This window comes from Rhizobium sp. YTU87027 (genome assembly GCF_050644135.1).
Classification (GTDB): domain Bacteria; phylum Pseudomonadota; class Alphaproteobacteria; order Rhizobiales; family Rhizobiaceae; genus Rhizobium.
The window spans coordinates 2,019,504-2,041,188 of sequence record NZ_CP098441.1; the positions used below are offsets into that span (position 1 = coordinate 2,019,504).

Annotated in this window: 21 protein-coding genes; 16 read left to right on the forward strand and 5 right to left on the reverse strand. The window is 59.0% G+C overall.

What is annotated here, in order from left to right:
- The first annotated feature begins 104 nt into the window (after positions 1–104).
- The 3 genes from NBG89_RS28525 to NBG89_RS28535 all read left to right on the forward strand — a co-directional run bounded on the left by NBG89_RS28525 (position 105) and on the right by NBG89_RS28535 (position 3,471).
- Positions 105–602: a DUF1269 domain-containing protein gene (locus NBG89_RS28525; RefSeq protein WP_431323628.1), complete on the forward strand. Its 498-nt coding sequence runs from the start codon at positions 105–107 to the stop codon at positions 600–602.
- A gap of 160 nt (positions 603–762) precedes the next feature.
- Positions 763–1,806: an AI-2E family transporter gene (locus tag NBG89_RS28530; protein ID WP_431323629.1), complete on the forward strand. Its 1,044-nt coding sequence runs from the start codon at positions 763–765 to the stop codon at positions 1,804–1,806.
- 528 nt (positions 1,807–2,334) lie between these two features.
- The gene (locus NBG89_RS28535) at positions 2,335–3,471 is read left to right on the forward strand and encodes a helix-turn-helix domain-containing protein (RefSeq protein WP_431323630.1); all 1,137 of its coding nucleotides are present in this window, start codon (positions 2,335–2,337) and stop codon (positions 3,469–3,471) included.
- 49 nt (positions 3,472–3,520) lie between these two features.
- On the opposite strand, the gene gltS is transcribed toward NBG89_RS28535, so the two are convergent.
- Entirely contained in the window at positions 3,521–4,726 is a 1,206-nt protein-coding gene (gene gltS / locus NBG89_RS28540) for a sodium/glutamate symporter (protein ID WP_431323631.1), read from the reverse strand.
- Positions 4,727–5,222: 496 nt separating this feature from the next.
- Here gltS and NBG89_RS28545 point away from each other — a divergent pair, with 496 nt between their 5' ends.
- Positions 5,223–5,522, forward strand: coding sequence for a hypothetical protein (locus NBG89_RS28545; protein ID WP_431323632.1), 300 nt, complete (start codon positions 5,223–5,225; stop codon positions 5,520–5,522).
- Positions 5,523–5,547: 25 nt separating this feature from the next.
- Here the strand turns inward: NBG89_RS28545 and NBG89_RS28550 are convergent, their stop codons facing one another.
- Positions 5,548–5,778 carry a hypothetical protein gene (locus tag NBG89_RS28550; RefSeq protein ID WP_431323633.1) on the reverse strand — a complete coding sequence of 77 codons (231 nt, stop codon included), beginning with the start codon at positions 5,776–5,778 and terminating at the stop codon, positions 5,548–5,550.
- Here NBG89_RS28550 and NBG89_RS28555 point away from each other — a divergent pair.
- Complete coding sequence (locus NBG89_RS28555; protein ID WP_431323634.1) at positions 5,777–6,538, forward strand: DUF4239 domain-containing protein; 762 nt, start codon at positions 5,777–5,779, stop codon at positions 6,536–6,538. The genes NBG89_RS28550 and NBG89_RS28555 overlap by 2 nt on opposite strands.
- 41 nt (positions 6,539–6,579) lie before the next feature.
- Here NBG89_RS28555 and NBG89_RS28560 read toward each other — a convergent pair whose 3' ends face one another.
- Positions 6,580–6,777 (reverse strand): hypothetical protein, encoded by a 198-nt coding sequence (locus NBG89_RS28560; RefSeq protein WP_431323635.1) that lies wholly within the window; start codon positions 6,775–6,777, stop codon positions 6,580–6,582.
- A 484-nt stretch (positions 6,778–7,261) separates the two neighbouring features.
- Here NBG89_RS28560 and NBG89_RS28565 point away from each other — a divergent pair, with 484 nt between their 5' ends.
- The 6 genes from NBG89_RS28565 (at position 7,262) to NBG89_RS28590 (ending at position 12,020) form a co-directional block, all read left to right on the forward strand.
- Positions 7,262–7,705 carry a helix-turn-helix domain-containing protein gene (locus tag NBG89_RS28565; RefSeq protein WP_431323636.1) on the forward strand — a complete coding sequence of 148 codons (444 nt, stop codon included), beginning with the start codon at positions 7,262–7,264 and terminating at the stop codon, positions 7,703–7,705.
- A gap of 3 nt (positions 7,706–7,708) precedes the next feature.
- Positions 7,709–9,541 carry a peptide antibiotic resistance protein gene (locus tag NBG89_RS28570; RefSeq protein WP_431323637.1) on the forward strand — a complete coding sequence of 611 codons (1,833 nt, stop codon included), beginning with the start codon at positions 7,709–7,711 and terminating at the stop codon, positions 9,539–9,541.
- A 20-nt stretch (positions 9,542–9,561) separates the two neighbouring features.
- Positions 9,562–9,789 (forward strand): hypothetical protein, encoded by a 228-nt coding sequence (locus tag NBG89_RS28575; protein ID WP_431323638.1) that lies wholly within the window; start codon positions 9,562–9,564, stop codon positions 9,787–9,789.
- A gap of 25 nt (positions 9,790–9,814) precedes the next feature.
- Positions 9,815–10,966, forward strand: coding sequence for a YcaO-like family protein (locus NBG89_RS28580; RefSeq protein WP_431324577.1), 1,152 nt, complete (start codon positions 9,815–9,817; stop codon positions 10,964–10,966).
- Positions 10,963–11,661, forward strand: coding sequence for a TfuA-like protein (locus tag NBG89_RS28585; protein ID WP_431323639.1), 699 nt, complete (start codon positions 10,963–10,965; stop codon positions 11,659–11,661). Before NBG89_RS28580 ends, NBG89_RS28585 begins: the two co-directional genes overlap by 4 nt.
- Before the next feature lie 107 nt (positions 11,662–11,768).
- Positions 11,769–12,020 carry a hypothetical protein gene (locus tag NBG89_RS28590; RefSeq protein WP_431323640.1) on the forward strand — a complete coding sequence of 84 codons (252 nt, stop codon included), beginning with the start codon at positions 11,769–11,771 and terminating at the stop codon, positions 12,018–12,020.
- 45 nt (positions 12,021–12,065) lie between these two features.
- Here the strand turns inward: NBG89_RS28590 and NBG89_RS28595 are convergent, their stop codons facing one another.
- Positions 12,066–12,512 (reverse strand): GNAT family N-acetyltransferase, encoded by a 447-nt coding sequence (locus NBG89_RS28595; RefSeq protein ID WP_431323641.1) that lies wholly within the window; start codon positions 12,510–12,512, stop codon positions 12,066–12,068.
- Between the two features lie 285 nt (positions 12,513–12,797).
- Here NBG89_RS28595 and NBG89_RS28600 point away from each other — a divergent pair, with 285 nt between their 5' ends.
- The 5 genes from NBG89_RS28600 to NBG89_RS28620 all read left to right on the forward strand — a co-directional run bounded on the left by NBG89_RS28600 (position 12,798) and on the right by NBG89_RS28620 (position 20,388).
- Positions 12,798–14,150, forward strand: a complete 1,353-nt coding sequence (locus NBG89_RS28600) for an extracellular solute-binding protein (protein WP_431323642.1) — start codon at positions 12,798–12,800, stop codon at positions 14,148–14,150.
- A gap of 89 nt (positions 14,151–14,239) precedes the next feature.
- Positions 14,240–15,172 carry a carbohydrate ABC transporter permease gene (locus tag NBG89_RS28605; RefSeq protein ID WP_431323643.1) on the forward strand — a complete coding sequence of 311 codons (933 nt, stop codon included), beginning with the start codon at positions 14,240–14,242 and terminating at the stop codon, positions 15,170–15,172.
- Positions 15,169–16,011, forward strand: coding sequence for a carbohydrate ABC transporter permease (locus NBG89_RS28610; protein ID WP_431323644.1), 843 nt, complete (start codon positions 15,169–15,171; stop codon positions 16,009–16,011). Before NBG89_RS28605 ends, NBG89_RS28610 begins: the two co-directional genes overlap by 4 nt.
- Before the next feature lie 28 nt (positions 16,012–16,039).
- Complete coding sequence (locus NBG89_RS28615; RefSeq protein WP_431323645.1) at positions 16,040–19,063, forward strand: alpha-mannosidase; 3,024 nt, start codon at positions 16,040–16,042, stop codon at positions 19,061–19,063.
- Between the two features lie 101 nt (positions 19,064–19,164).
- A complete protein-coding gene (locus NBG89_RS28620) occupies positions 19,165–20,388 on the forward strand; it encodes an ROK family transcriptional regulator (protein WP_431323646.1) in 1,224 nt (407 codons plus the stop codon).
- 18 nt (positions 20,389–20,406) lie between these two features.
- Here NBG89_RS28620 and NBG89_RS28625 read toward each other — a convergent pair whose 3' ends face one another.
- Positions 20,407–21,480: a MarR family transcriptional regulator gene (locus NBG89_RS28625; protein WP_431323647.1), complete on the reverse strand. Its 1,074-nt coding sequence runs from the start codon at positions 21,478–21,480 to the stop codon at positions 20,407–20,409.
- Between the last annotated feature and the right edge of the window lie 205 nt (positions 21,481–21,685).

Below are 21,685 nucleotides of genomic sequence, written 5' to 3' on the forward strand. Positions count from 1 at the left end.
TCAATTTTCGCTGCCCACGCATGGCAGGAAGTCGGCGACGCATTGGTGGAATGGCCGGCATTTGCGATTTTGGTGCAAGCACATCCAGTAAAGGAGGACTGATCATGTCAACTTTGATTGCGATTGTTTATCCGAGCGAAGCGAAAGCCGAGGAAGTGCGTCAGCGCTTGTTCGAAATGCAGAAGGAATACCTGATCAAGGTCGGAGATGCCGTCATTGCGACGAAGAACGACGGCGGAAAGATCAAACTCAATCAATTGGTCAACACCACCGTTGCCGGTGCTGCATCCGGCAGCTTCTGGGGTTTGCTGATCGGTGTTCTGTTTCTCAATCCGCTTCTGGGTGTGGCGGTTGGCACGGCATCCGGCGCCATTGGCGGAGCTCTGACCGACGTCGGTATCAACGATCCGTTCATGAAGGAACTCGCCGCCAATCTTGAGCCGGGCAAAGCCGCCTTGTTCGTGCTGATCCAGGAAATGACCGCCGACAAGGTCCTGAAAGAGATATCGGCCCACGGCGGCGTCGTACTCAAGACCTCTCTCGACGAAACGAAAGAACAGGTCTTGCGCGACGCGTTGCAAAAGGCGGCCACTGCCAGCTAGTCTACAACAATCGAGCCTGTCGGGCGGCGCGCGCATCTGGCCAGAAGGTAGGCTCGCGCGCGCCAGGAGGAAGGGTCCGCCTGGTGAATTCTCGCACGCAAGGCCACTCCCCGTCTTCCTGACGGTGGTTGGAAGATAGACCAACATTCCAGGGGCAAATATGCAGGAAGCAGGCGGCAGTCGCATCATCGGTTCAACGGCAACCGGTATCCTGGTGCTTGCTCTGCTTTATGTCGCGCAGTCGATCTTCGCGCCGCTCATCTTCTCTTTGTTCGTCATCGCGCTCGTCTGGCCTTGTCAGGAGGCATTGCAGCGCTTCCTTCCAAAACTTCTTGCGCTCCTGATCACACTGAGCGTCACTATGGTCGCTATCGTCGCCATCGGCTCATCGGTTGCCTGGGGGTTTGGCAGGCTCGCGCAATGGCTCTTCGTCAATGCCGACCGTTTCCAGGCTGTCTACGTCGACTGGACAAACTGGCTGGAAGAGCACGGCCTGGCTGTCGCAGGCCCCTTGGCCGACCGCTTTGATGTTGCCTGGCTGGTTGGTTTTGTCCAAGGGATGGCTGGCCGGTTAAACAGCTTTGCCGGTTTTGCGGTTCTGGTCTTCATCTTCATCATGTTGGGCCTGCTTGAAGTGGAAGACTTCAATAAACGTCTCGTCTCCCCCGCAGCACAACCTCATGGAATGCGCATCCTGGTGGCCAATCGTGTGCTTGGCGCGAAACTGCGCCGCTTCATGATTGTTCGCACTTTCGCGAGTATCCTCACCGGGTTGGTGGTCTGGCTCTTTGCGCTGGGTGCTGGGCTCGAACTTGCCGCAGCTTGGGGAGCGATCGCATTCGCGCTCAATTACATCCCCTTTCTCGGGCCCTTTGTTGCGACAGCGCTTCCGACGCTGTTTGCCATCGCCCAATTCGAAGCATGGCAGACGGCAGTCGCCATTTTCGCCAGCCTTAACTTTATCCAGTTCATCATCGGTAGCTATCTGGAGCCAAGGTTGACCGGGGCGTCACTGGCAATATCTCCGTTTGCCGTAATTTTTTCGGTGTTTTTCTGGAGCTTTATGTGGGGCATTTCGGGTGCCTTCATCGGTGTGCCGATCCTTATCGCATTCATCGTGTATTGCGCCGGTACGCCGTCTGGAATGTGGATTGCCACGCTGCTCTCGGGCAGTTCAAGGGCTGGTGCCGATCATGGGCCATAAAAGATCCAAGAGCGGTGCACGGCACACGGAAGTAGAAAAACCACTGTATAGCGACCTCGTTCACTGATCGTGCATCTGACGGTTGAGGAAAGAGGTCGAAAGGGCTAAATTGCCGCCGGGAGGAACACTGCCTGCTCCAGGCAGCTTGCCGAAACATACCGGAACGAGCGCTGGAGTTTATGCATCCGCCGTGTGCAACGGTCGTCCCCAGAAACGCAAATAACCGCAGAAATCAGTTCGCTTGCATCATTCAGACGTCACCCTACTTCGCTCCTGGGCCAAAGAGGTAAGCACGAATGAACTGCACATTCCTTTCTGTCGACTTACCCAGCCGTTCTGTCGCGGCATACCTGGCGCACAGCATCACACTCCAAGGGATCATCTCCGTTTCGAGCGATCCTATTGCCCACAGATCCACAACACCAGCCGGCCATGCCTTCGGGCAAGGCTTTCCTACTGTGTTGGGCATCATACTTACTGTGCTGGGCATCATGGGCGGCGATCACGGCGGCACTAAGGGGTAACGTGATGATGGAAGGCCTCACGAACCATTTGAGGTTACCCGAACGCGAGCCCGATAACGAGAGCCAGGCGCGCCTGGACTACCATGCCGTCGAGGCAATCTCATCGGACGGGAGGGCACCGTCCTTGCCCTCATTTGAATTTTCGACCACTGGCCTGCCGCGAGCGGAGCAGTTTGCGATATGGCACAATAGTTTCGCGCCCATGCTCGAACTTTCCGATATCGAGCCCATGACTGCAAATTTCAAAGGCCGGCAAAGGCTCTGGGATCTTGGAAGTCTTGTTCTTGCCGAAATCAGCACGGACCGCCTCGCATTTTCGAGCCTGCCGGGACATGTTCGGCGAGATCCCGTCGATCATTGGACCATGACGGTCCTGCTGTCCGGACAGATCCGCACTGGTACGGCGAGAACCGCGTTTACCGCCGGTCCGGGTGAGGTCCAGGTCCACTCACTCGGTCGCTCCTTCGATGGCGTCGTCGACAAGAGTGAGATGCTCGTCCTGTTTGTGCCGCGTGATCTTTCGCTTGAGACGTCCGCCACACTCGGCTCGGCGGAGTTTTCGACGCTTGGGACCGGCATGGGACGGCTGTTTTCGGATTATCTCGTTGATGTCGCCAATCGCCTGCCGATGCTCGCCCAGGCCGACCTTCCCGGGCTCGCCGCAGCCACACGCGCGATGATCCTTGCCTGCGTGCAGCCATCCGCAGATCATATCGAGGCCGCCGAAGGGCCGATTGCCAATGTGCTCCTCGAAAAGGCCCGCCAACTTGTACACAGCCGCTTGCTTGATCCAAAACTCGGGAGTGAGCTGGTGCGGCGGGAACTCGGCATCTCGAGGACACGGCTCTACAACCTGTTCGAGCCCTTCGGTGGAGTGATGCACTATATTCAGCACCGGCGGCTGCTCAGCGCCTACGCCGCATTGACCGACCCCAACGATCGACGTCTTATCTTCCAGATTGCCGAAGAACGCGGGTTCAGCGACGGCGCCGAGTTCGGCCGGGCGTTCAAGCGAGCCTTCGGCTACAGCCCGAGCGAGGTGAGGAACCGAGGAGGAGGTGGCATCCCGGTTCGCCCGGACCTCGAGCATTGCCCATCGCAGGAGCGACTTGGCGTGCTTCTGCGAAGGCTGCAGGGGTAATGAGAGGCGCCCTTAAGCGGTGCCACTACGCCATTTTGCAAGCAAGGACTCACCGAACAAGGAACCCAAGAACAGCTGCGTTCGCTAGATCGATAAAGAATGCCGAAACGAGTGGCAGGATGATGAATGCGATCGTTGCCGCACCATGAATTTTGGTGACGGCGGTCATGTTGGCTATTGCGGTGGGGGTAGCACCCAGCGAGATGCCGCAAAAACCCGCGGAGATCACGGCGGCTTCATAAGTGCGCCCCATTGCTGCAAACACCACGAACAGGATGTAGGCCACGGCGACGATCGTCTGGATCGCCAGCACGATGGCGAGCGCCGGACCAAGCCCACTCAGACCCCACAGCTGCATGCTCATCAACGACATTGCCAGAAACACGTTCAAGGAGAGATCCGATATCAGCGAGAGAGCGCGGCTGCGCGTCGGCCAAGGCAAACCGGGCACAAGGAACGGGACAGTGTTGGTCATCACAATTGCGACCAGCAGGCAGACGACAAACAGAGGAAGATTGACGCCGGCCTCCACGATGATCTCATGCAAGGCATATCCAACGAGGATGGCAATATTGGTGACCAGCAGCGCTTGCAACAAGCTGACGTAGCTGACGTCATCGTGATGGCTGCTTGCCGCTTCACGCGACACACCGATCGTCAGTTCCTCGTCGCGGTGACCGCTCAGTCGATGACGTTTGATCAGATATTGTGCAATCGGCCCCCCGATCAGGCTGGCGATAACAAGGCCGAGTGTGGCGCTGGCTATGCCGACTTCAAGCGCGTTCGTCAGGCCGAAACGGTTGGTGATGATCGGAGCCCAGGCAATGGTCGTACCGTGCCCCCCGATCAGCGAGGTCGATCCGAGCAATATCGCAGTGCCTGGCGGAAGACCAAGGATCTCGCTCGTTCCAGCGGCGACAAGGTTCTGGATGACGAGGAAGACCAGCGTCAGGCCGAGAAGGATGAGGAAGGGCTTTCCTCCCGCTGCCAGATCGGACAACCTGGCATTCAGCCCGACACCCGTGAAGAAGTAGAGAAGCAGCATGTCGCGTGCAGCAAGCGTGAAGCTGATTTCGACGTCGAAGAACTCGTAGGCGGCGAGGGTCGCCAAGGCTGCCAGAAGGCCGCCAGAGACTGCTTCCGGAATGCTCCAGTGCGCAAGGATTGGAATTGAACGGTTGAGGTTAGCGCCGGCAAAGAATACGAGAATTGCGATGGTAAAGGATAGTAGTCCCGGAACCTCAATCGCCCACATATGTCACCCCTGCTGACGCCGCGGCTCTTGCCGCCTTTGCGGTTGGGCGCCAGCTTGACACGCGATATGGGTTTGGGCCAGCGCAAATGGCTTGCGCCCGTCACGGATGTGCCTGTGGTCGGAATCGCGTGCGGATTTTGAACGGCGTCGTCCCGCAGCCTTTTGACCGATCGTCCTAACGCATCGACTACAGGAGATATTCGATCGCTAGGCGCCCACGGCAAACATCCCGAACCGGACCGCGACAGTTGCGATCGTTCCGCTCGGATCAGGAGGCGCGTACGCACAACTCAACGCGCCGGCGCAATCTGGCAGTAAATCCTGAAGAATGTCTGAAAGACGGGTGTCGTCTCAGCCGTAACGACCACGATCGAACGCGCAGTGATCTTGGCCGATGGCAGTGCTGAGCGGTCGAGCCTCTCGAGAGCATCTGCCCAAATGCCGGGAACAAACCTGGACACAATTCATTTCTCTTAAAGCAGAGAGGAGAAACGACATGACGTACGACCCCAATGATCCCGTCCGCAACCCCAGCACAGAACCGGAGCTGCGCCCGATACCCCCTCGCCGCAGCACAAGCACCTGGATCGGATGGGTTGCTGCGATCGCAGTGATCCTCATTGCGGCCTTTGTGGTCACGCAATGGTATGGCAGGCCGGACACGGACCCGAACCCGACCGCTTCGACGACTGAATCTCAGCCGATGAAGCCGCCGGTTGCGCCGGCTGCACCGTCCAGTGAGCCGGCAACGCCAGCTCCGGCCAATCCCTCGACGGGCGGCACGATGCAGCAGTAAGCATATTGCAGAAGCGGGAGGCCTCTCAGGGGAAGATCCCGCTTTTTTTACTCTGGCTTGTCCCTCGGAGCCGTTCGAGGGAGCCGTTCGAGGCTGCGCGATTTTTGAAAATCCACCACTGCGATGTGGTGACGCGACAGTGGGTAAAGCGCGTTTGAGCAGCAATCCCCCGCAGGCGGGACAAATCGCGACGAGCGCGCTTGACGAATGCCAATCCTTTCAGTTCGATGGCGCCGAAACAGGCGAACTCGATCATGACAGCCCTTGAAACCGGATGCATTGTCGCATTGCTGTTGGCATGCGCGGCTTTACTCGGAACGCGGATCAGCCGGCGTCTGCCCGACCATCACCTGTCCCCAGACTCCAAGGAAGCAATCAAGCTCGCCACCGCCGTTGTCGGCACTCTTTCTGCGCTCGCGCTCGGCTTTCTGGTCGCATCCGCCAAAACGACCTTCGACGATGCGGAAACTGAATTGAAGACATCGGCTGCGCGGCTCATTCTGCTTGACCGCGTATTGGCCCAGTATGGCGCTGAAACGGCCGAGGCGCGCAAGAAGCTTGCCAATCTCGTCGAACTTCGCATAACGCAGAGCTGGGGAGGTCTTGCCGGCGCGACCATCGGGACGAGAACGGCCGATGATCTCGGCGTCGAACCGGTCCAGACGATATTGAGGGGACTGACGCCTGAAGACGATGTCCACCGCCTGCTCAAGACACGTGCGCTGGAAGTCAGCGGTGACATCGCGCAGGCCCATTGGCTGGTTCTCGAAACGGGAAACGAGGGACTGCCGACGGCCTTCCTGGTCGTGCTGACATTCTGGCTGATCGTTATTTTTCTGACGTTCGGCCTTCTGTCGCCTTACAACGGCACGGTCATATCGATCGTTATCGTCTGTGCGATATCCGTCGGAGGTGCGATCTTCATCGTCATCGACATGGCTCACCCCTACGGCGGCCTGATCTACGTGTCGGATGAACCTCTGCGCGTCGCTCTATCCCGTATGGGGCACGGTTGAAGGACACCCCTCGAGGAACCTGGCCGCCGGTCGGGCGCGGATCAATGCGTCGCCGCGCGCTTCCTCGATGTCGCAAGAATGTAGTCGTCCGCAATATCCGCGATCGCCATGGCGATTTCGGTGGACGAGAAGCCGACGAGTTTTTCCCCCTGGATGATCAGATATACGGCTTCCTCAATCTTTTCCCGGCAGGCCGACAGGCTGTCGGCGTGGTTGATCATGATAGGACGTAGTTCCATGGCCCTTGTCTCCGGTCGATACGGCACACGTTTTTGATGTGCGTGGAATGATGATGTTGGTTAAGCAGCGCGCCTATTCGTGACAACCGAGACGCTGTCGAATGACACCCCACCCATCGATCAGTTCAGCGAAAAGGCGTTGCGGCCCATGGTCTCCGCAGGAGCCAAGGTCGCTAAGGCTTCAACTTAACCGTGCCCAGACCATAGTCACAGAAATTGCGAATGGCTTGTGAAATCGACGTGACACCACCATAAATGGAACAGTCAAAATATATACTGCCCAAGGTCGGTAATATCAAAAGACGATATTGCTGCCCTCAACGCATCAATCTTGCCTGCATTTCGACAACATGGGTAATTTCGCAACGCGACAAGGAAAATGTAGTCGCGAATGTGATTCGTTTCTTGAAAAAATTTACTCTTGGTTGTATTTTGTTCGAAAGTCATCACATTGCCAGTCTGACACGAGGAAACGGGGGATGCCATGAAGGCCAAAACTCCAAACGCTATCGATGCCTATGTGGGCGAGCGTGTCAGGTTGAGGCGAAAGCTACTTGGCATGAGCCAGGTTAGCCTGTCTGAATCGCTGGGCATTACATTTCAGCAGCTTCAAAAGTACGAAAAAGGTGTCAACCGCATAGGCGCAAGCCGCCTGCAGCGAATTGCGGAGGTCCTTGGCGTGCCCATCGGTTTCTTTTTCGATGAGGAGACGTCGCGGAGCGCTGGCCTGCGTTTGAGTGCCGAGACCGATGAAGTCGCGCATTTCATCGCTTCAAAAGAGGGACTGGCGCTGACGCGCGCCTTCATTGCGATCGAAGATCCGAATATTCGTCGAAAGCTGCTTGCACTTGCGCGCAGCCTTGGCTCCACGCAGTCGGTCGCGGATGAGTATGAGCGTTGGGATCATGCGGACGAAACACGAGGATAGCGCGTGCTGCATCTCCAGACATTTGGCGAACTGCGCCTGACGGACGAGGCAGGCAATTCCGTGGGGTATCCCGCCAAGGCGCTGTTGACCATGGCGTATCTCTTCACCTGCAAGGGCCATGCGCTCACGCGCCAGGAGGTGGCAGCGTTTCTCTGGTCGGATGCCGAGCCTGATCAGGCCGGCCTCAATCTGCGAAAGCTGATTTCTCGCATCCGCCAAATCGATGATAGCGACACCGCGCCGCTGCAAATCACGGCGACGTCGGTGGCATTGCGCGCGCAACGCCTCAGCGTCGATGTGCAAATACTAGATAAACCGGGCCTGGCGATAAAAGGGCTGAAGGCGTGCAGCGATCTGCTTCAGCGCGATTTTGCAGGCAACGTCAGATCGGCAAGCAAGGCGATCGACAACTGGATCGCACGCGAGCAGCGAACCCACAGGGTCAAGTTGCGGCAGATACTCATCGAGGCTGCGCGATCTGCCCAATGCGCAGATGACTACCGGACCGTGTCCGGCGCGGCCTTGCAGCTTCTCGAGCAGGATCCGACCGATGAACCGGTTCGGGCGATGCTGCGCGGACTGCCGGGCGTTGCCCGCCCGGGCATACTGCCTCCGACAGGCGAGACCTCGAACCATGTGATACCTGCTGAGGCGCGGAATGAAAACAGCCGCGAGCCATTGCAACAGGCCGGCTCGGCCCTGCCGCGACTGGTCTTGCTTCCTCCGACCTCACAAAGTGGTGTCGTTGGGCTGTCGCTTGCCGCCGCGCTGATCGAAGACGTTACGATCGAGCTTTGTGCCTTGCGCAACGTTTCCATCGTTGCTCCGCACACGGCAGAGCAAATCCGGCGGGACTCCGACAAAGCGGCTGCTATCGCCCGCCACTCGATTTCCTATCTCCTTGATACGAGACTTTCAGGCGAAGGCCTTTACGCCCAGCTTGTCTACTTCCCGACCGACGAAATCATCTGGGCGACGCGTTTTCCCATGACTGCGGCAACGCTGCCGACCCAGCGGCGGCTCATTGCCCTGAACCTCTCATCATCTGTCGTGGATGAGCTTGCCAGGCGCGAACAGGCCCGGCTCAGCCTGGAAGCCAATCCGCAGGCCTATCATTCCTATCTTGTGGGTGCGAGCCTGATGGGCAAGCTGACCCTGCCACACATCCGCAGGGCGAGAGCGGCCTTCAAGGAGGCGCTGAAATACAATCGAGACTTTTCGCCGGCGTTTACCGGCTTGGCACGTACCTATACCAGCGAGTGGCTGGTGACTGCCCAGGGCAATAAGGAATTGCTGGGTCTTGCCGAGCAGAACGCATTGAAGGCAATAGAGCGGGACGAGGTTTTCGCCGGCGGCTACCGGGAACTTGGCGTGACAAAACTCTACCTCGGAGACGTCGATGAGAGCGTGGCTTCACTCAGTCATGCGGAAGACTTGAGCCCGCATTTTGCCGACGTGATCTACAGTCACGCCGACACACTGGTGCATGCCTCGCGTCCCAAGGAAGCCCTGGTAAAGATAAAGAAAGCGATGTCACTCAATCCCATATCACCGGACAGCTATCTCTGGTGTGCCGCCGGCGCAAGCTATTTCCTCGAGCGGTACGACGACGCCATGGCCTATGTGGAAGCCATGAAGGACAAGGCGCCGGCTTATCGCATTGCTGCTGCGAGTTGCGCCATGATCGGCGACCGCAGGCGGGCACAGTTCTATCGGCAGCGTGCGGAAACGCTGAACCCTGTCTTCGACCTGGAAAAATGGCTCTCCGTCGTTCCGATGAAGGAGCAATGGCAGAAGGATCTCTACAGAGAAGGGCTTTTGAAAGCTGGATTTTGACACCAACGAAAGGAAACGTCATGTCAAGAGCAGTTGTATTTGGCATTGCAGGCGATGCAAACCTTTGGATTGCCGACCTCGATGCGGGGACGGTCAAGCAAGTCGCGCCCACCGGTGAACTGGCAAAGATCGCGGACTTGCGCAAGGCGGGTGCCACCGTCGTCAAGAAGGTGGACTTCGCTGTTGCGATCTCTACGGCGAAGGCGGTGTTTTCCGGTCATTTCGAGCCTCACCCTGACCACCACTGAGCTGGCCATCTATTCCGATCGAACAATCCCGCCCTCTGAAACGCTTGCCCGAACCGGACCGTTGCTGGCGGATTTCGGCATAACACGCGTGGCCCGGCATACGGGCCTGGACAACATCGGCATTCCGGTGTGGTGTGCTTATGTGCCGAATGGGCGGTCGATCGCGATCGCCCAGGGCAAGGGATTGACCGATGACGACGCCGAGGCTTCGGCAGTCATGGAAGCGTTGGAGCGCGTCGTGGCCAACAGCCCGGTCGTTGCGACGTTGCGCGCGTCGGCAAAGGATCTGCAGGCTGCGGGTTTGTCTGTCGATACGCTTTCCTGCCTGATCGGCCAACTGGAGGAGGATATCCAGCCGGACGAGCAGATTGACTGGGCTCGCGGCAAGGAACTCCTGACCGATCAGGAGATTTATGTCCCGTTCGAGGCGGCGCTTTTGGACAGGACGCGACACAACCGCTTCTGGATGTCTTCCGATGGCCTTGCCTCCGGCAATACCGAGGAGGAGGCAGTTCTGCACGCGGTGCTTGAGCGTATCGAACGCGATGCCTATTGCCTTTGGCAGATCGGCACGGAAGAAGATCGGCTTGAGCGCTGTATCGACCCGCTGGGCTTTGACGATCCGGTTGTCAACGAACTTGTTCGTAAGATCGAGGCGGCGGGGCTCGTGATGCGCATGTTCGATATGACAAGCGACATTGCCGTCCCGTGCTTCACAACGATCCTCGGGCCTGAAAAGCGCGACAGGGAAAACATCCGCTTTGTCGAAGTGACCGGCGGCAGCGGCGCGCATCTTTCACCGGTGCGAGCAGCCATTCGGGCAATAACCGAGGCTGTTCAATCGAGGGTCACATACATCAGCGGCGCACGCGACGACTTGTCGCCGGAAGTATTTCTAAGGCGCGTGCCTGCGGAGACCTTGCGCGCCCTTGACGCCATTCCGCTCGCGCCCACCAGGGCTGCGCCTCTACAGCGGCACGGCGTCAGATCGCAAATCGATGGGGTTCTCGATGCCTTGCGTGAGCGACAGATTGCCTCCGTCATCGCGCTGCCGCTCAGCGAGCCGCGCCTTCCCTTTCACGTTGTCAAACTATTCGTTCCAGACCTCGAAAATCCCGAGGGCGCGCGCGCGCGCCGTTTTGGCGCCCGAGCCATTGCAAAGACGGTGTTCTCATGAAGGTCGTCTTTGTCGGGCCAAGCCTCCCGGATGCAGCTCTCTTGGCCGGGGACGAGATCGCCATATGCCCGCCTGCCGTTCGAGGCGACGTTCTGGCAGCTGTAGAAGCAGGCGCGCGGGCGATCGGCATCGTCGACGGTGGTTTCGAATACATCGCACCGGTGTCGCACAAAGAGATCCTTTATGCGCTTTCGCGGAACGTCCGCGTGTTCGGCGCCGCAAGCATGGGCGCGCTGCGGGCGGTTGAGTGTCGGGTTTTCGGTATGGTCGGTGTCGGTCGCATCTACAGCGAGTATGCATCAGGCCTGACAATCGACGACGCCGATGTTGCGTTGCTGCACGGCCCGGCAGAGCTCGGATATAAGGCGCTGACGATACCGCTGGTCAACGTCAGGGCGACTCTCGATGAGCTTGAGCGTCATCAGGTTTTGACCAAGGAGCTTCGGAGGGCGCTTGAGGCCGCTGCGGCAAATTTGTTCTTCAAGGCGCGGACATGGCGCGCAATCGTTTCAAGCTCCGATGTTCCGGCAGCAGATAGGCAGCAATTGCTTTGCCTGCTTCGCTCGAACGAGGTCGATCAAAAGCGGGCAGACGCTCTCGCCCTTATCGAGGCGGTTCGGGCGGCGAATGACCCTCTTCCTGCTGAGGTTACGTGGCAATTCAACAAGACATTTATTTTGCCGGAAAAGCTGTAATATGCCGGGCACCGCATCAAATGCAACAATAAGGTGTGTCACGTGTTTTTCACGGGCCTTTTGCGCGTATGCTGAATATTCTTTGCGCTGTTCGAGGGAGAACAGAAATGAGTTCAGCATTGGCAAACAGACCGATCGCCCTGGATAGCACCGAGCGATCTTCCGAAGATTTAGAAGAACTCGTCGCACTGGCGCGCATGATCGCTTACGCGAAATACGCGGCCGAAGACGTCGACCTTGTTGGGGCGATGCACTGCCTTGGGATGGCCCTGAATGAAGTTCTGCGTGAAATTGGGGACGGTCCGCACGAAGGCTTGGCGGACGTTCTCGCGTCTAAAGCGGCGACCTGTCTGAACTGACGCTATTGAGGGGACTGCGGGGATAGGCCGGCGTCATGCGCCGGCCTATTTCAATTTCTTGGAATAAACGCAAAGCTTCTCAGAATGCTGATAATCATTGCTCTTATAGTACTGCGCAACACCGCCCGTGCTGCGCGAGACGAGCCACACGTGCACGTAGCCCATGATGCGAGCCTCCTCCTCCAATCGGCTCAACAGGCACGAACCGATTCCTGAGCGCTGGTGCTGTGGCCGTATCGCGATTTCCGCCACATGTATTCCTCGCCCTGTCACGGAGGTGTGTGGCAGGCCAAAGGCAAAGCCAACGGGTCTTTCTGCCTCGAACGCTGCCACAGCCAGACACATGGGTGTTGTTGTCAGTTCGTCGATGCGGGAAACGGCATTCTGGACCGTCCACTCTTCGTGCCAAGGTTGCTCGGCGTAGGCTTCAACGATAATGTCTGCGCTTTGAAGCGCTTCATCCCGGGTCATGCGTCTATAGATGATTGCCATTCACGTTACTGTCACCACAACCACGCATGACACGCGTCGTGGCGCCTTCCTGTTCACTCTACCCCGTGACGTTAAAGCACAGGCCTGACGAGCCGTGTTGTGACTTCGCCGTGACACGCGCGCCACGCGAAGGCCGGCGTTGAAATTACAGGACATTTTCGATCGGAATGGTGGCATATGCACGCCATAGTTTAAGCCATCGCGCTATCGCGCGCCGAGACGTCGCCAACTAGCTTGACACCAAAAGAAAGTGACTTAATCTAATCGCCGGATCAGAGAGGCTCGATGTGTGGAGGCAAAGAGCACGTCATGGATCCTGTTCAGGGAGGACATAGGGTGAGGAAGAAGGCAATTACGCTTGCGCTTGCTGCCAGCACGATTTTCGCACTGCCGCAGCTCAGCATCGCTCAAGACACCATCACCGGTGACATCGTCGGCAAGCCCGATGCACCAAACAAGATGGTTTTCCGAATGACCACAGATGGCCCGCGCAACAACGAACCGGCTTATGCGCAGGGTTATAGCAAGCTCTTTAACGATTTCATCGCCAAGCGTCCCGACTGGCAGATCGAGCTGCAGATGATGTCGGGTGACATCGGTCAGGAGCAGGCCCGCATGCTCGAACAGGCAAAGTCAGGCTCGGCTCCCGATTGCGCGGCCGTAGATTCTTTCGTGCTGCCATTGTTCAAGAAGGCCGGCGTCTTGCAGTCCTTCTCCCCCTACTTCAGCAAGGACGAGATCGCTCAACTCTTTCCGTTTATCCGCGACGGCATCACCGGCACCGATGGCAACATCTATGCGTGGTGGTGGTCGACGGACCTGCGCGTCCTTTATCGCAACAAGGACATCGTTCCCGATGCTCCCAAGACCTGGGATGACCTGAAGAAGGCGGCATTGTCGTCTGTCGAAAAGGGTATGGAAGGGGTCCTGTTCAATGGTAGCCGCTACGAGGGAACGACCTTCGACTGGCTGGCGAATTTCTGGGCGCAGGGCGGCAAACTGGTCGATGACGAAGGCAAGCCAATCTTCGGCGAAGGCGAAAACCGCGAGAAATTCATCAAGGCTGTCAACTACTACCGCGATCTCGTCGAATCCGGGGCGGCGCCAAAGCGCGTGGCAACGATCGGCAATTACGACGACTTCAATGCCGCCGCGGCAGCCGGCACCACCGCGCTTTTCGTCGGCGGCAACTGGCAATATGCGCAGCTGAAGACAGCACTCGATCCCAACGAATTTGCGAAGTGGAGCTTCTCGCCGCTTCCAGGACCGACGGCGGATCAGCGCTCGACCGGCACTGGTGGCTGGACAGTTGCCGCCTTCAGCAAGGATCCCGCCAAGGTCAAGGTCTGCGCCGATCTCGCGCGTGAAGTCTATATGGGGCCTGCCAACGCGCTGCAGGAGCAGCTCCCCACACGTGCTGACCTTTACGATAAATACGAGGTGTTTTCGAGCGATGCCAACAAGACATTCGCTGCAGCCTTGAAGGTCGGCCAGGCAAGGCCCGGCGCTCCGGTCTATCCCGAGATCTCGAACCAGATCCAGATCATGATGGGTAAGGTGCTGACCGGCACGCAGGCCACCGAGGCTGCGGTGGACGAGGCCTTTAGCGCTTCTCTCAGCGCCTTCAAACGGAGCTGAGTGATCGATCGGCGGCGCAAAGTCCCTCCTTTGCGCCGTCGGCCCCGACTGGACGTCATCCTTTTAAGGACAATGGACCGGACTGATCGATGATGAATGCAAGCATTGCAGCCGAGCGTCCGCAAAGGCTCGGCGTAGGTACCAGTCGCCGGCGTAATCCATCGCCCCTCCCCTGGCTTGCGCCACTCATTTTCGTGCTGGGCGTCTTCTATCTCTATCCGCTGCTCGACGTATTGCGCTTTGCCTTCACCAATATTTCGCTCGTCGGCAACGATCAGCAATACACGCTGCAAACAATCATCCACACTCTCTCAAAACCCGAGCTCGCCCAGATACTCTGGGTCACCTTCGTCTTCACGGCGTCGAGCGTCATCGCCCAACAGGTGCTCGGTTTCTTCACCGCCCAGGTCGTGGTGCGCAGCGAAAAGCGTGGCCTGTTTGGATCAACCATCGTGCGCACCACTGCGCTCGTCGCATGGGTCGTTCCCGGCATTGCCGGCGGCATCATCTGGAAGATGCTGTTCAACGAAGCGCCCTTCGGCGGCCTGAACAGCCTGTTGCGCATGGTGGGGGCTGCCCCGGTGCAGTGGCTTTCCGATCCCGCCATGGTCATGTGGTCCGTCGTCATCTCCAACGTCTGGCGCGGGACGGCCTTTTCAATGGTTGTCATGTATGCTGCCATCAAGGCGATCGATCCCGAGCTTTACGAGGCTGCCTTGATGGACGGCGCCAATGCCCGCCAGCGCATGTTCTACATCACTTTGCCACAACTGCGCACGGCGATCCTCGTCAACATGATCCTGATCACGATACAGACACTGAACACGTTCGATGCCATCATCTCCCTGACCGGTGGCGGACCCGGACGGGCGACCGAAGTGCTGTCGCTTTACACGTTCAATGTGGTGTTTCGAAACTACGACCTTGCGGCAGGTGCCGTGCTATCGATCCTGATGCTCGTCATCAGCCTTAGCCTTGCGCTTGCTTATGCGCGCTTCCTTCCGCGAGGAGAGCCGGCATGAGAACGTCGAAAGAAGATCGGCTCGGCGACCTCTTCAGCTACATTTTCCTTGCCGTAACATTCCTGTTTTTTGCCTGGCCATTGCTCTGGCTTGTCTCATTGGCACTCAGGACACGCAAGGAAGTCTTTCTCGGCGTCAGCCGGTTCATTCCAAAGGCACCGACGCTCGACAACTTCGCGACGATCCTGTCCTCCGTCAAGTTTGCCGGGTACCTGTGGAATGCGTTGATCCTGTCCACATCAAGCGCCATCGGCTGCCTGGCAGTGGCGCTGCCGGCAGCCTACGCCTTTTCGCGTTTTCCGTTTCGCGCGAAAGGCCCATGGATGATGGTCCTGCTCGCCTTCCAGATGATCTCGCCGCTTGTCATCATGGTGCCGCTTTATCGCTACATGGCGGCAATCGGCCTGACAGACAGCCGCTTCGGTGCCGCAATGGTCTATATCGCGCTTGCCGTGCCGATGGTGACCTGGATCCTGAAGGGCTTCGTCGACGGGATTCCCCGCAGCCTCGATGAGGCGGCGCTGATCGACGGGTGCAGCCATTTTGCTGTTTTCTGGCGGATCATACTGCCGCTATCGACGCCGGGTATTGCATCTGCCTTCATCATCACCGTGATTGCGGGATGGTCGCAGTTCCTCGTCCCCTTCCTGCTTATCAGCAAGGAATCCCTGATGCCGATCGGTGTCGGTATCTTTCAGTACGCCGGAACACAGAACGATTCCTCCATTCAACTCCTGGCCGCAGCCTGCCTGGTGTCGGTTGTACCGGCAATCGTCGCCTTCCTTTCCCTTCAACGGCTCATCCTCGGCGCGATGACGGCAGGTGCCGTCAAGGGCTGATCCTTGTTTCAAATCGCAGGATATCATTATGACACTTACGCTGCTCCAACGCCTTGAACGCCTCCGTGTCCGTACCGCGGAGCTCGAATACTGGCGCTCGCGTGAAACCGTACAGATTGACGGCTGGACATTCGGTGGTGAGCCGATTGCCATCGGTGCGCCCTGGCCGCGTAGCGACGGCGCCGTCGATTTTGCAGCGTCTGCCAAAGTGCCCGGTCACTGGCCGCTGGAAGATGCCCGTTTGTCGCTCGATCTGGGCGGAGAAAGCCTGATCACGATCACCGACGAGGCGGGGAATGAAAGGAGGCTTGGCCTCGATCCCTATCACCGCGAATTTTCCCTCCCCTCCCGGACGGTCGAGATCGCGTCGGAGACGGTCGCACGCTTGCCGTTCGGGGAGCCTGTACGCGGCCCGAAACTGGAGCGCGCGTCGCTGATCTGGCTGGATACGGCAGTCGATAACCTCTGGCTGCTTCTGCGTCAGATCTGCGAGGCAGTCGACAGTCTTAAAGAGCACGAGGTTGTTCCGCACCTCCTCGATATCGCGGAGGCGACGATGCGCGGGCTGGAGTGGCCCTCGTCAACGGCCGCCTACGTGGCGCGCACTGCCATCTCGCCGATGCAGCAAAAGATCTGGCAGCTGCCACCGCTGGAGGCCTCGCCAGAAGGGCTCAATCAGGCCGAGCGCGCCAGCGTGGTTTCTGCTTACGAGACGCTCGTTGCGCAGCTGAAGAAACTGCGTGAACGGTTCCCGCCGGAGGGTGAAATCGCCTTGACCGGCCACGCGCACATCGATCTCGCCTGGCTCTGGCCATATGGCGAAACGCGGCGGAAGATGCGCCGTACATTTCATACAGCGCTTTCCCTCATGGAACAGTCGTCCGATTTTCGCTTCAACCAGTCGACGGCGCACTACTACGCGCAGATCGCAGAAGACGACCCAACGCTTCTCGAACGGATTATCGAGCGCACAAGACAAGGGCAATGGGAGACAATCGGTGGCATGTGGGTCGAGCCCGATACGAACATGCCGACCGGTGAAAGCCTTAGCCGGCAGATCCTCTACGGGCAGCGCTATTTCGAGAAGACGTTTGGCGTGCGACACAGTGTCTGCTGGCTGCCGGATTGCTTCGGCTTCTCCGGCGCCCTTCCCCAGTTGTTGCGCCAGGGCGGAATGAACAGCTTCTTCACGATCAAGGTCAATTGGTCGGAGACCAACAAATTTCCTTCCGATCTCTTCTGGTGGGAGGGTCTCGATGGGAGCCGGGTCCTGACCCACACCTTCGACAACCCTATGCACGGCTATAACGGCTTCGTGCGCCCGGATTGCTTCGTGCCAACCTGGCGAAACTTCAAGGACAAGGGCAAGCACGACACGACCCTGCTTGCAGTAGGGTATGGGGATGGCGGCGGCGGCGTCACGCCTGAGATGATTGCCCGCGAGGAACAGCTGCGCGTATTTCCCACCTTGCCAAAGGCACACTGGTCGAAGGTGCACGACTTCTTCAAGGGCGCACATGAGCGTGCGTCACAGAAGGATCTGGCAACCTGGCGCGGCGAGATCTATCTCGAGCTGCACCGCGCGACCCTGACGAGCCAAAGCAGCGTAAAGCGGCTGCATCGCAAGGCCGAGCGTAGCCTCATTACGGCCGAGACCCTGTTTGGACTGGCGCATCTGATGGGTGGCGAGCAACCGAGGTCGATGGAGCCGGAGTGGCGCATCGTCTTGAAGAATGAATTCCATGACATCTTACCGGGCTCATCCATCGCGGAAGTCTATCTCGATGCCGCCGACGAACTCGAAGCCGTCATTTCCGCCGGGAAAACGGCACAGACCAAGGCTATGGAAGCAATTGCTGCGCAATTGCCGGCTGGCATCGGCGACAACCTACTCGTTGTCAATCCGTCCCTGTCTGCACGCCCGCTGCGGCTGACGCTTCCTGACGGAGGAACGGTCTCCTGCGAAGCGCTGATCGCCCCGCTCGGCATTGCGGTCGTTGCTCCCCAGGCGCTGCAGCCCAAGCCCGGCCTTTCGGTCAGCAGCGAGCATTTGGAAAATGCCGTTTTGAAAGTCACCCTGGCCAAGGATGGTTCGATCGCGAGCATTATTCATAAGGCCACCGGTCGCGAAGCCCTGGAGGGCCGTGGCAATCGCCTCTTCGTTTACCCGGTAGACAAGCCTCGCAACTGGGATGCCTGGGACGTCGAGGAAGACTACGGCGCGCGCAAAGAAGAGATCAGCGCGCTCGACAGCCTCGAGGTGATCGAGAACGGATCCCAACGGGTCGCGATCAGGATCGTCAGAACGTGGCGGCATTCGCATATCACGCAAGTGCTGTCGCTCGGCGCCAATTCCCGGCGCCTCGATATTGAAACCGAACTCGATTGGCATGATCGCCGCGCCTTTTTGCGCACCGAGACGAGCGTGGCGGTACGCAACGCGCGCGCAACCTGTGAATGCGCCTATGGCGTGGTCGAGCGGCCGACGCACTCAAACACATCCTGGGACGCGGCGATGTTCGAGGCACCGGCCCACCGGTTTGCGGACCTGTCCGAGCCTGGATTCGGCGTTGCCATCCTGAACGATGCGAAATACGGGCACAGCGTGCGAAACGGTGTCCTTGGTCTTTCTCTCCTGCGTTCTCCAATCTATCCCGATCCGCTTGCCGACGAAGGGCTGCAGACTTTCACCTATGCGCTGATGCCCCACGAAGGTACGTGGTATGACGGCGGCGTGCGGGAAGAGGCCGAAGACCTGAACCAGCCGCTGCTGGCCGCGTCCGTGACGGGACGCGCAACTGGCAACTGGCAGCCGCTTGGGGTCACCGGGATCGACGCTGCACTTTCGGCCGTTAAGGCCGCGGAAGAAGGTGAAGGCCTGATCGTGCGCGTCTACGAACCGGCGGGCCGCCGCGGAGCATTTGAGCTGAAGCTTCCCTCCAATTGGCGCAACCGGGGAGCAGTCAGCATCCTGGAAGAGCCGATGGCTGATACGCCGGCAACAGGGCTGAAGCCCTTCGAAGTCAAGAGTTGGCGGATTTCAAAGGCTTGAATCAAGGAAAACATGGAAAGGGCCGGCATCGTCCCTTTTTCTATAGGATCCAATCACATAGTCTGCCGGGACTGGTTTGATGCGCGGGCGGGAGATTGAACGTGTTGGTGTCGGGCTCAAACACGGAGCAGGCTGCAGCCGCGAACCGGAGCATGATCCTGTCCGCAATTCATCGGGGTGGACCGATTTCACGCACGGAGCTAGCCGAGCAATCGAGGCTGACCAAACAGGCGGTGACCCGGATAGTCGAGCGCCTGCTCGACGAAGGTCTCATCATGGAGGCGCGACGTCGACATGGCCTGAGGGGGCAGCCGGCCATTGAATTGGAGATCGATCCGGATGGCGTCTTTTCGATCGGCGCGAACATCGATCGCGACCATCTGACGATCGTTGCCGTCGACGCCACAGGCACTGTGCGTGGGCGCATCCACCATGAGCGCCGGTTTCTGCTGCCTGACGACTTCGTGGCGCTCATGGCCGACGCGATGTCGTCCTTTCGTCGTCGCAAGATCATTCAGGAAAGCAGGCTCGCAGGCGTTGGTCTTGCCATCCCCGATTGGCTCGGCGAGGTGCCGGTGATCGGATTTCCCGCGGAATATCGGCGCTGGAACGGCTATGACGTGCGCGGCGCCTTGGAGGCACTGTCCGACCATCCGGTTTTCATCGACAACGATGCCAATGCCGCGGCACTTGGCGAGATCGAATATGGTCTTGGGACCGAGATCGACAGTTTCTTCTACATCCTGGCGAACGCCTGCCTCGGCGGCAGCCTGGTGATCGACGGGGTCCGGCACAAGGGAGCCAGTGGTCTCGGTGGGGAAATCGGCTGGCTACCGGTCGTCTTCGACGAGGGACCTTACGCTGGCACCACCCAACCTCTGGGTGAGATGTTTTCCCTCTTCATTCTCCTGGACTATCTGCAGCGAAACGGGGTCAAGGCAACGACGCCTTCCGATCTCCTGGAGCTTGACGAGGCCGGCCGCAACCTCATCAGTGCGTGGTTGCGCAAGATGAGCGTCAAGATCGCACAGGCGGTGGTCAACATAGGGATGATCGTCGACCCCGAAGGGGTACTTATCGGGGGTCGTTTTCCGGTTCGACTGATCGATGAACTCCTCCTTTACGTGCACGAGGAAATTACCCGCCTTGGTGCACAGGCGCCGTCGTTGCACAGGGCCGCAGGATCCGAGGATGCCGCCGCACTCGGCGCCGCCGCCATTCCGCTGGCACACCGCCTCGGGCTTCCGTCCGCCGAACCGGCCCAGCGGGTTCGCAGCCCGCTCGGGGGACATCCGGCCCAGACGTCTGATTTGGCGCCGGTGTAGCGCGCCACTCGTCGAGGCTTATGCTCGCGAGTCCGGTAACGCCATCGCCTCAAGCGGCCGCAAGGCCGCACCGAGGGCGACACCCGCCCAGGGAAACGTTGCGCGTCTGATCTGTTGGATCCATGGCGCAATGACCAGGTCGCGAATCTTGTCGTCGCGTTCCTGCGACATGCGCGCGACCACGGCATCCAAGACGTCGCTGGGCAGGGAGCCGCCGATGAGGATCGCACCTGGCGCTATGAAGCCCGAAATGGCGAGCACCGCCTCGTGAAGATGGCGAGCAGCGGTCGCGACCCAGCCGTCCTTGTCTACTGAGCTGGCTTCCAGGGATGGCAGCGTCGCAACATCGTTCAGACTAGCTCCGTCGATCCCCGAGCGCATTTCACCGATTTGTCCGGCGCGCCCATGGATGCCCCGGAACACCCTGCCACCAATCAGGAGGCCGGCACGGACCGCGCCGTCGGTGAGGATCATGACGATCCCGCCTTCCGGCTCCCCGATACCCAATGCGCGCTCGGCCTCGATCGCCGCCTCGGTATCATCGAGGAAGAAAAGCGCTTCGCCCTTTTCGGCCAGTGCGGTTTCCATCTGCTGGCGGTTGATGAAGGCGTCAGGCGATGTTGCGATACCGTATCCGACGAGCTGGCCTTGGCCGGCCCTTCGACGAAGATCTCCGAGCGCGGCGATGACATCGTCGGGCGTCGCGACGGTTTGCTGGCCAACGATTTGGCCCGAAAGGTCCATCAGGACAATTTCGCCATCATGCTTGCCGATCCGGGCACCGAGAGAATAGCGAGCTTCACCACGCAATCCGAATTCGGCCGCGGTGTAATGTGCCGTCGTCAAGCGCTTGCTTTCGGTAACGAGCCCGGCCAACGCGAGCCGGCGAACAATTCCGGTAATGGCCGGTTCAGTCAGGCCAAGCTCTTTGGAAAGTTCCTGGCGCGTCAGTGCGCCCCGGCGCCGAAGCAGCCTGAGGGTCGTGCGTGAATTGTGCTCGGCGATATCGACCGGACTGATGCCGGGACGATCATCATGTCGGGAGCGCTGCTTGGCTACGCCGGAGATCGAATGGCGTCGAAGTGTTTTCAAGCAAGCGATATCCCATATGCTGCCGTTGCGCTGGTGATAGACGATGGATCACGCGTAACCGATAAACCTATCGCGCAATTTTCCTACCGCAGCAAGAACCTGGCGCCTTATAGACCGGAATTTGGCGTCAGCAGTACTCAGGCGGGGTGCAGCGGCTACGCAAGGGGCCAACTGTCGCAGTCCTGCGACAGTTGGCCCCTTGCAA

Bases quoted from the DNA above. Each gene is read 5' to 3' on its own strand.
- NBG89_RS28550 (WP_431323633.1), bottom strand. From the start codon at position 5,778: ATGATCGAGTTCGCCTGTTTCGGCGCCATCGAACTGAAAGGATTGGCA.
- NBG89_RS28565 (WP_431323636.1), top strand. From the start codon at position 7,262: ATGAAGGCCAAAACTCCAAACGCTATCGATGCCTATGTGGGCGAGCGT.
- gltS (WP_431323631.1), bottom strand. From the start codon at position 4,726: ATGTGGGCGATTGAGGTTCCGGGACTACTATCCTTTACCATCGCAATT.
- NBG89_RS28595 (WP_431323641.1), bottom strand. From the start codon at position 12,512: ATGGCAATCATCTATAGACGCATGACCCGGGATGAAGCGCTTCAAAGC.
- NBG89_RS28605 (WP_431323643.1), top strand. From the start codon at position 14,240: ATGATGAATGCAAGCATTGCAGCCGAGCGTCCGCAAAGGCTCGGCGTA.
- NBG89_RS28575 (WP_431323638.1), top strand. From the start codon at position 9,562: ATGTCAAGAGCAGTTGTATTTGGCATTGCAGGCGATGCAAACCTTTGG.
- NBG89_RS28530 (WP_431323629.1), top strand. From the start codon at position 763: ATGCAGGAAGCAGGCGGCAGTCGCATCATCGGTTCAACGGCAACCGGT.
- NBG89_RS28615 (WP_431323645.1), top strand. From the start codon at position 16,040: ATGACACTTACGCTGCTCCAACGCCTTGAACGCCTCCGTGTCCGTACC.
- NBG89_RS28590 (WP_431323640.1), top strand. From the start codon at position 11,769: ATGAGTTCAGCATTGGCAAACAGACCGATCGCCCTGGATAGCACCGAG.
- NBG89_RS28600 (WP_431323642.1), top strand. From the start codon at position 12,798: ATGTGTGGAGGCAAAGAGCACGTCATGGATCCTGTTCAGGGAGGACAT.
- NBG89_RS28555 (WP_431323634.1), top strand. From the start codon at position 5,777: ATGACAGCCCTTGAAACCGGATGCATTGTCGCATTGCTGTTGGCATGC.
- NBG89_RS28610 (WP_431323644.1), top strand. From the start codon at position 15,169: ATGAGAACGTCGAAAGAAGATCGGCTCGGCGACCTCTTCAGCTACATT.
- NBG89_RS28525 (WP_431323628.1), top strand. From the start codon at position 105: ATGTCAACTTTGATTGCGATTGTTTATCCGAGCGAAGCGAAAGCCGAG.
- NBG89_RS28545 (WP_431323632.1), top strand. From the start codon at position 5,223: ATGACGTACGACCCCAATGATCCCGTCCGCAACCCCAGCACAGAACCG.
- NBG89_RS28585 (WP_431323639.1), top strand. From the start codon at position 10,963: ATGAAGGTCGTCTTTGTCGGGCCAAGCCTCCCGGATGCAGCTCTCTTG.
- NBG89_RS28535 (WP_431323630.1), top strand. From the start codon at position 2,335: ATGATGGAAGGCCTCACGAACCATTTGAGGTTACCCGAACGCGAGCCC.
- NBG89_RS28560 (WP_431323635.1), bottom strand. From the start codon at position 6,777: ATGGAACTACGTCCTATCATGATCAACCACGCCGACAGCCTGTCGGCC.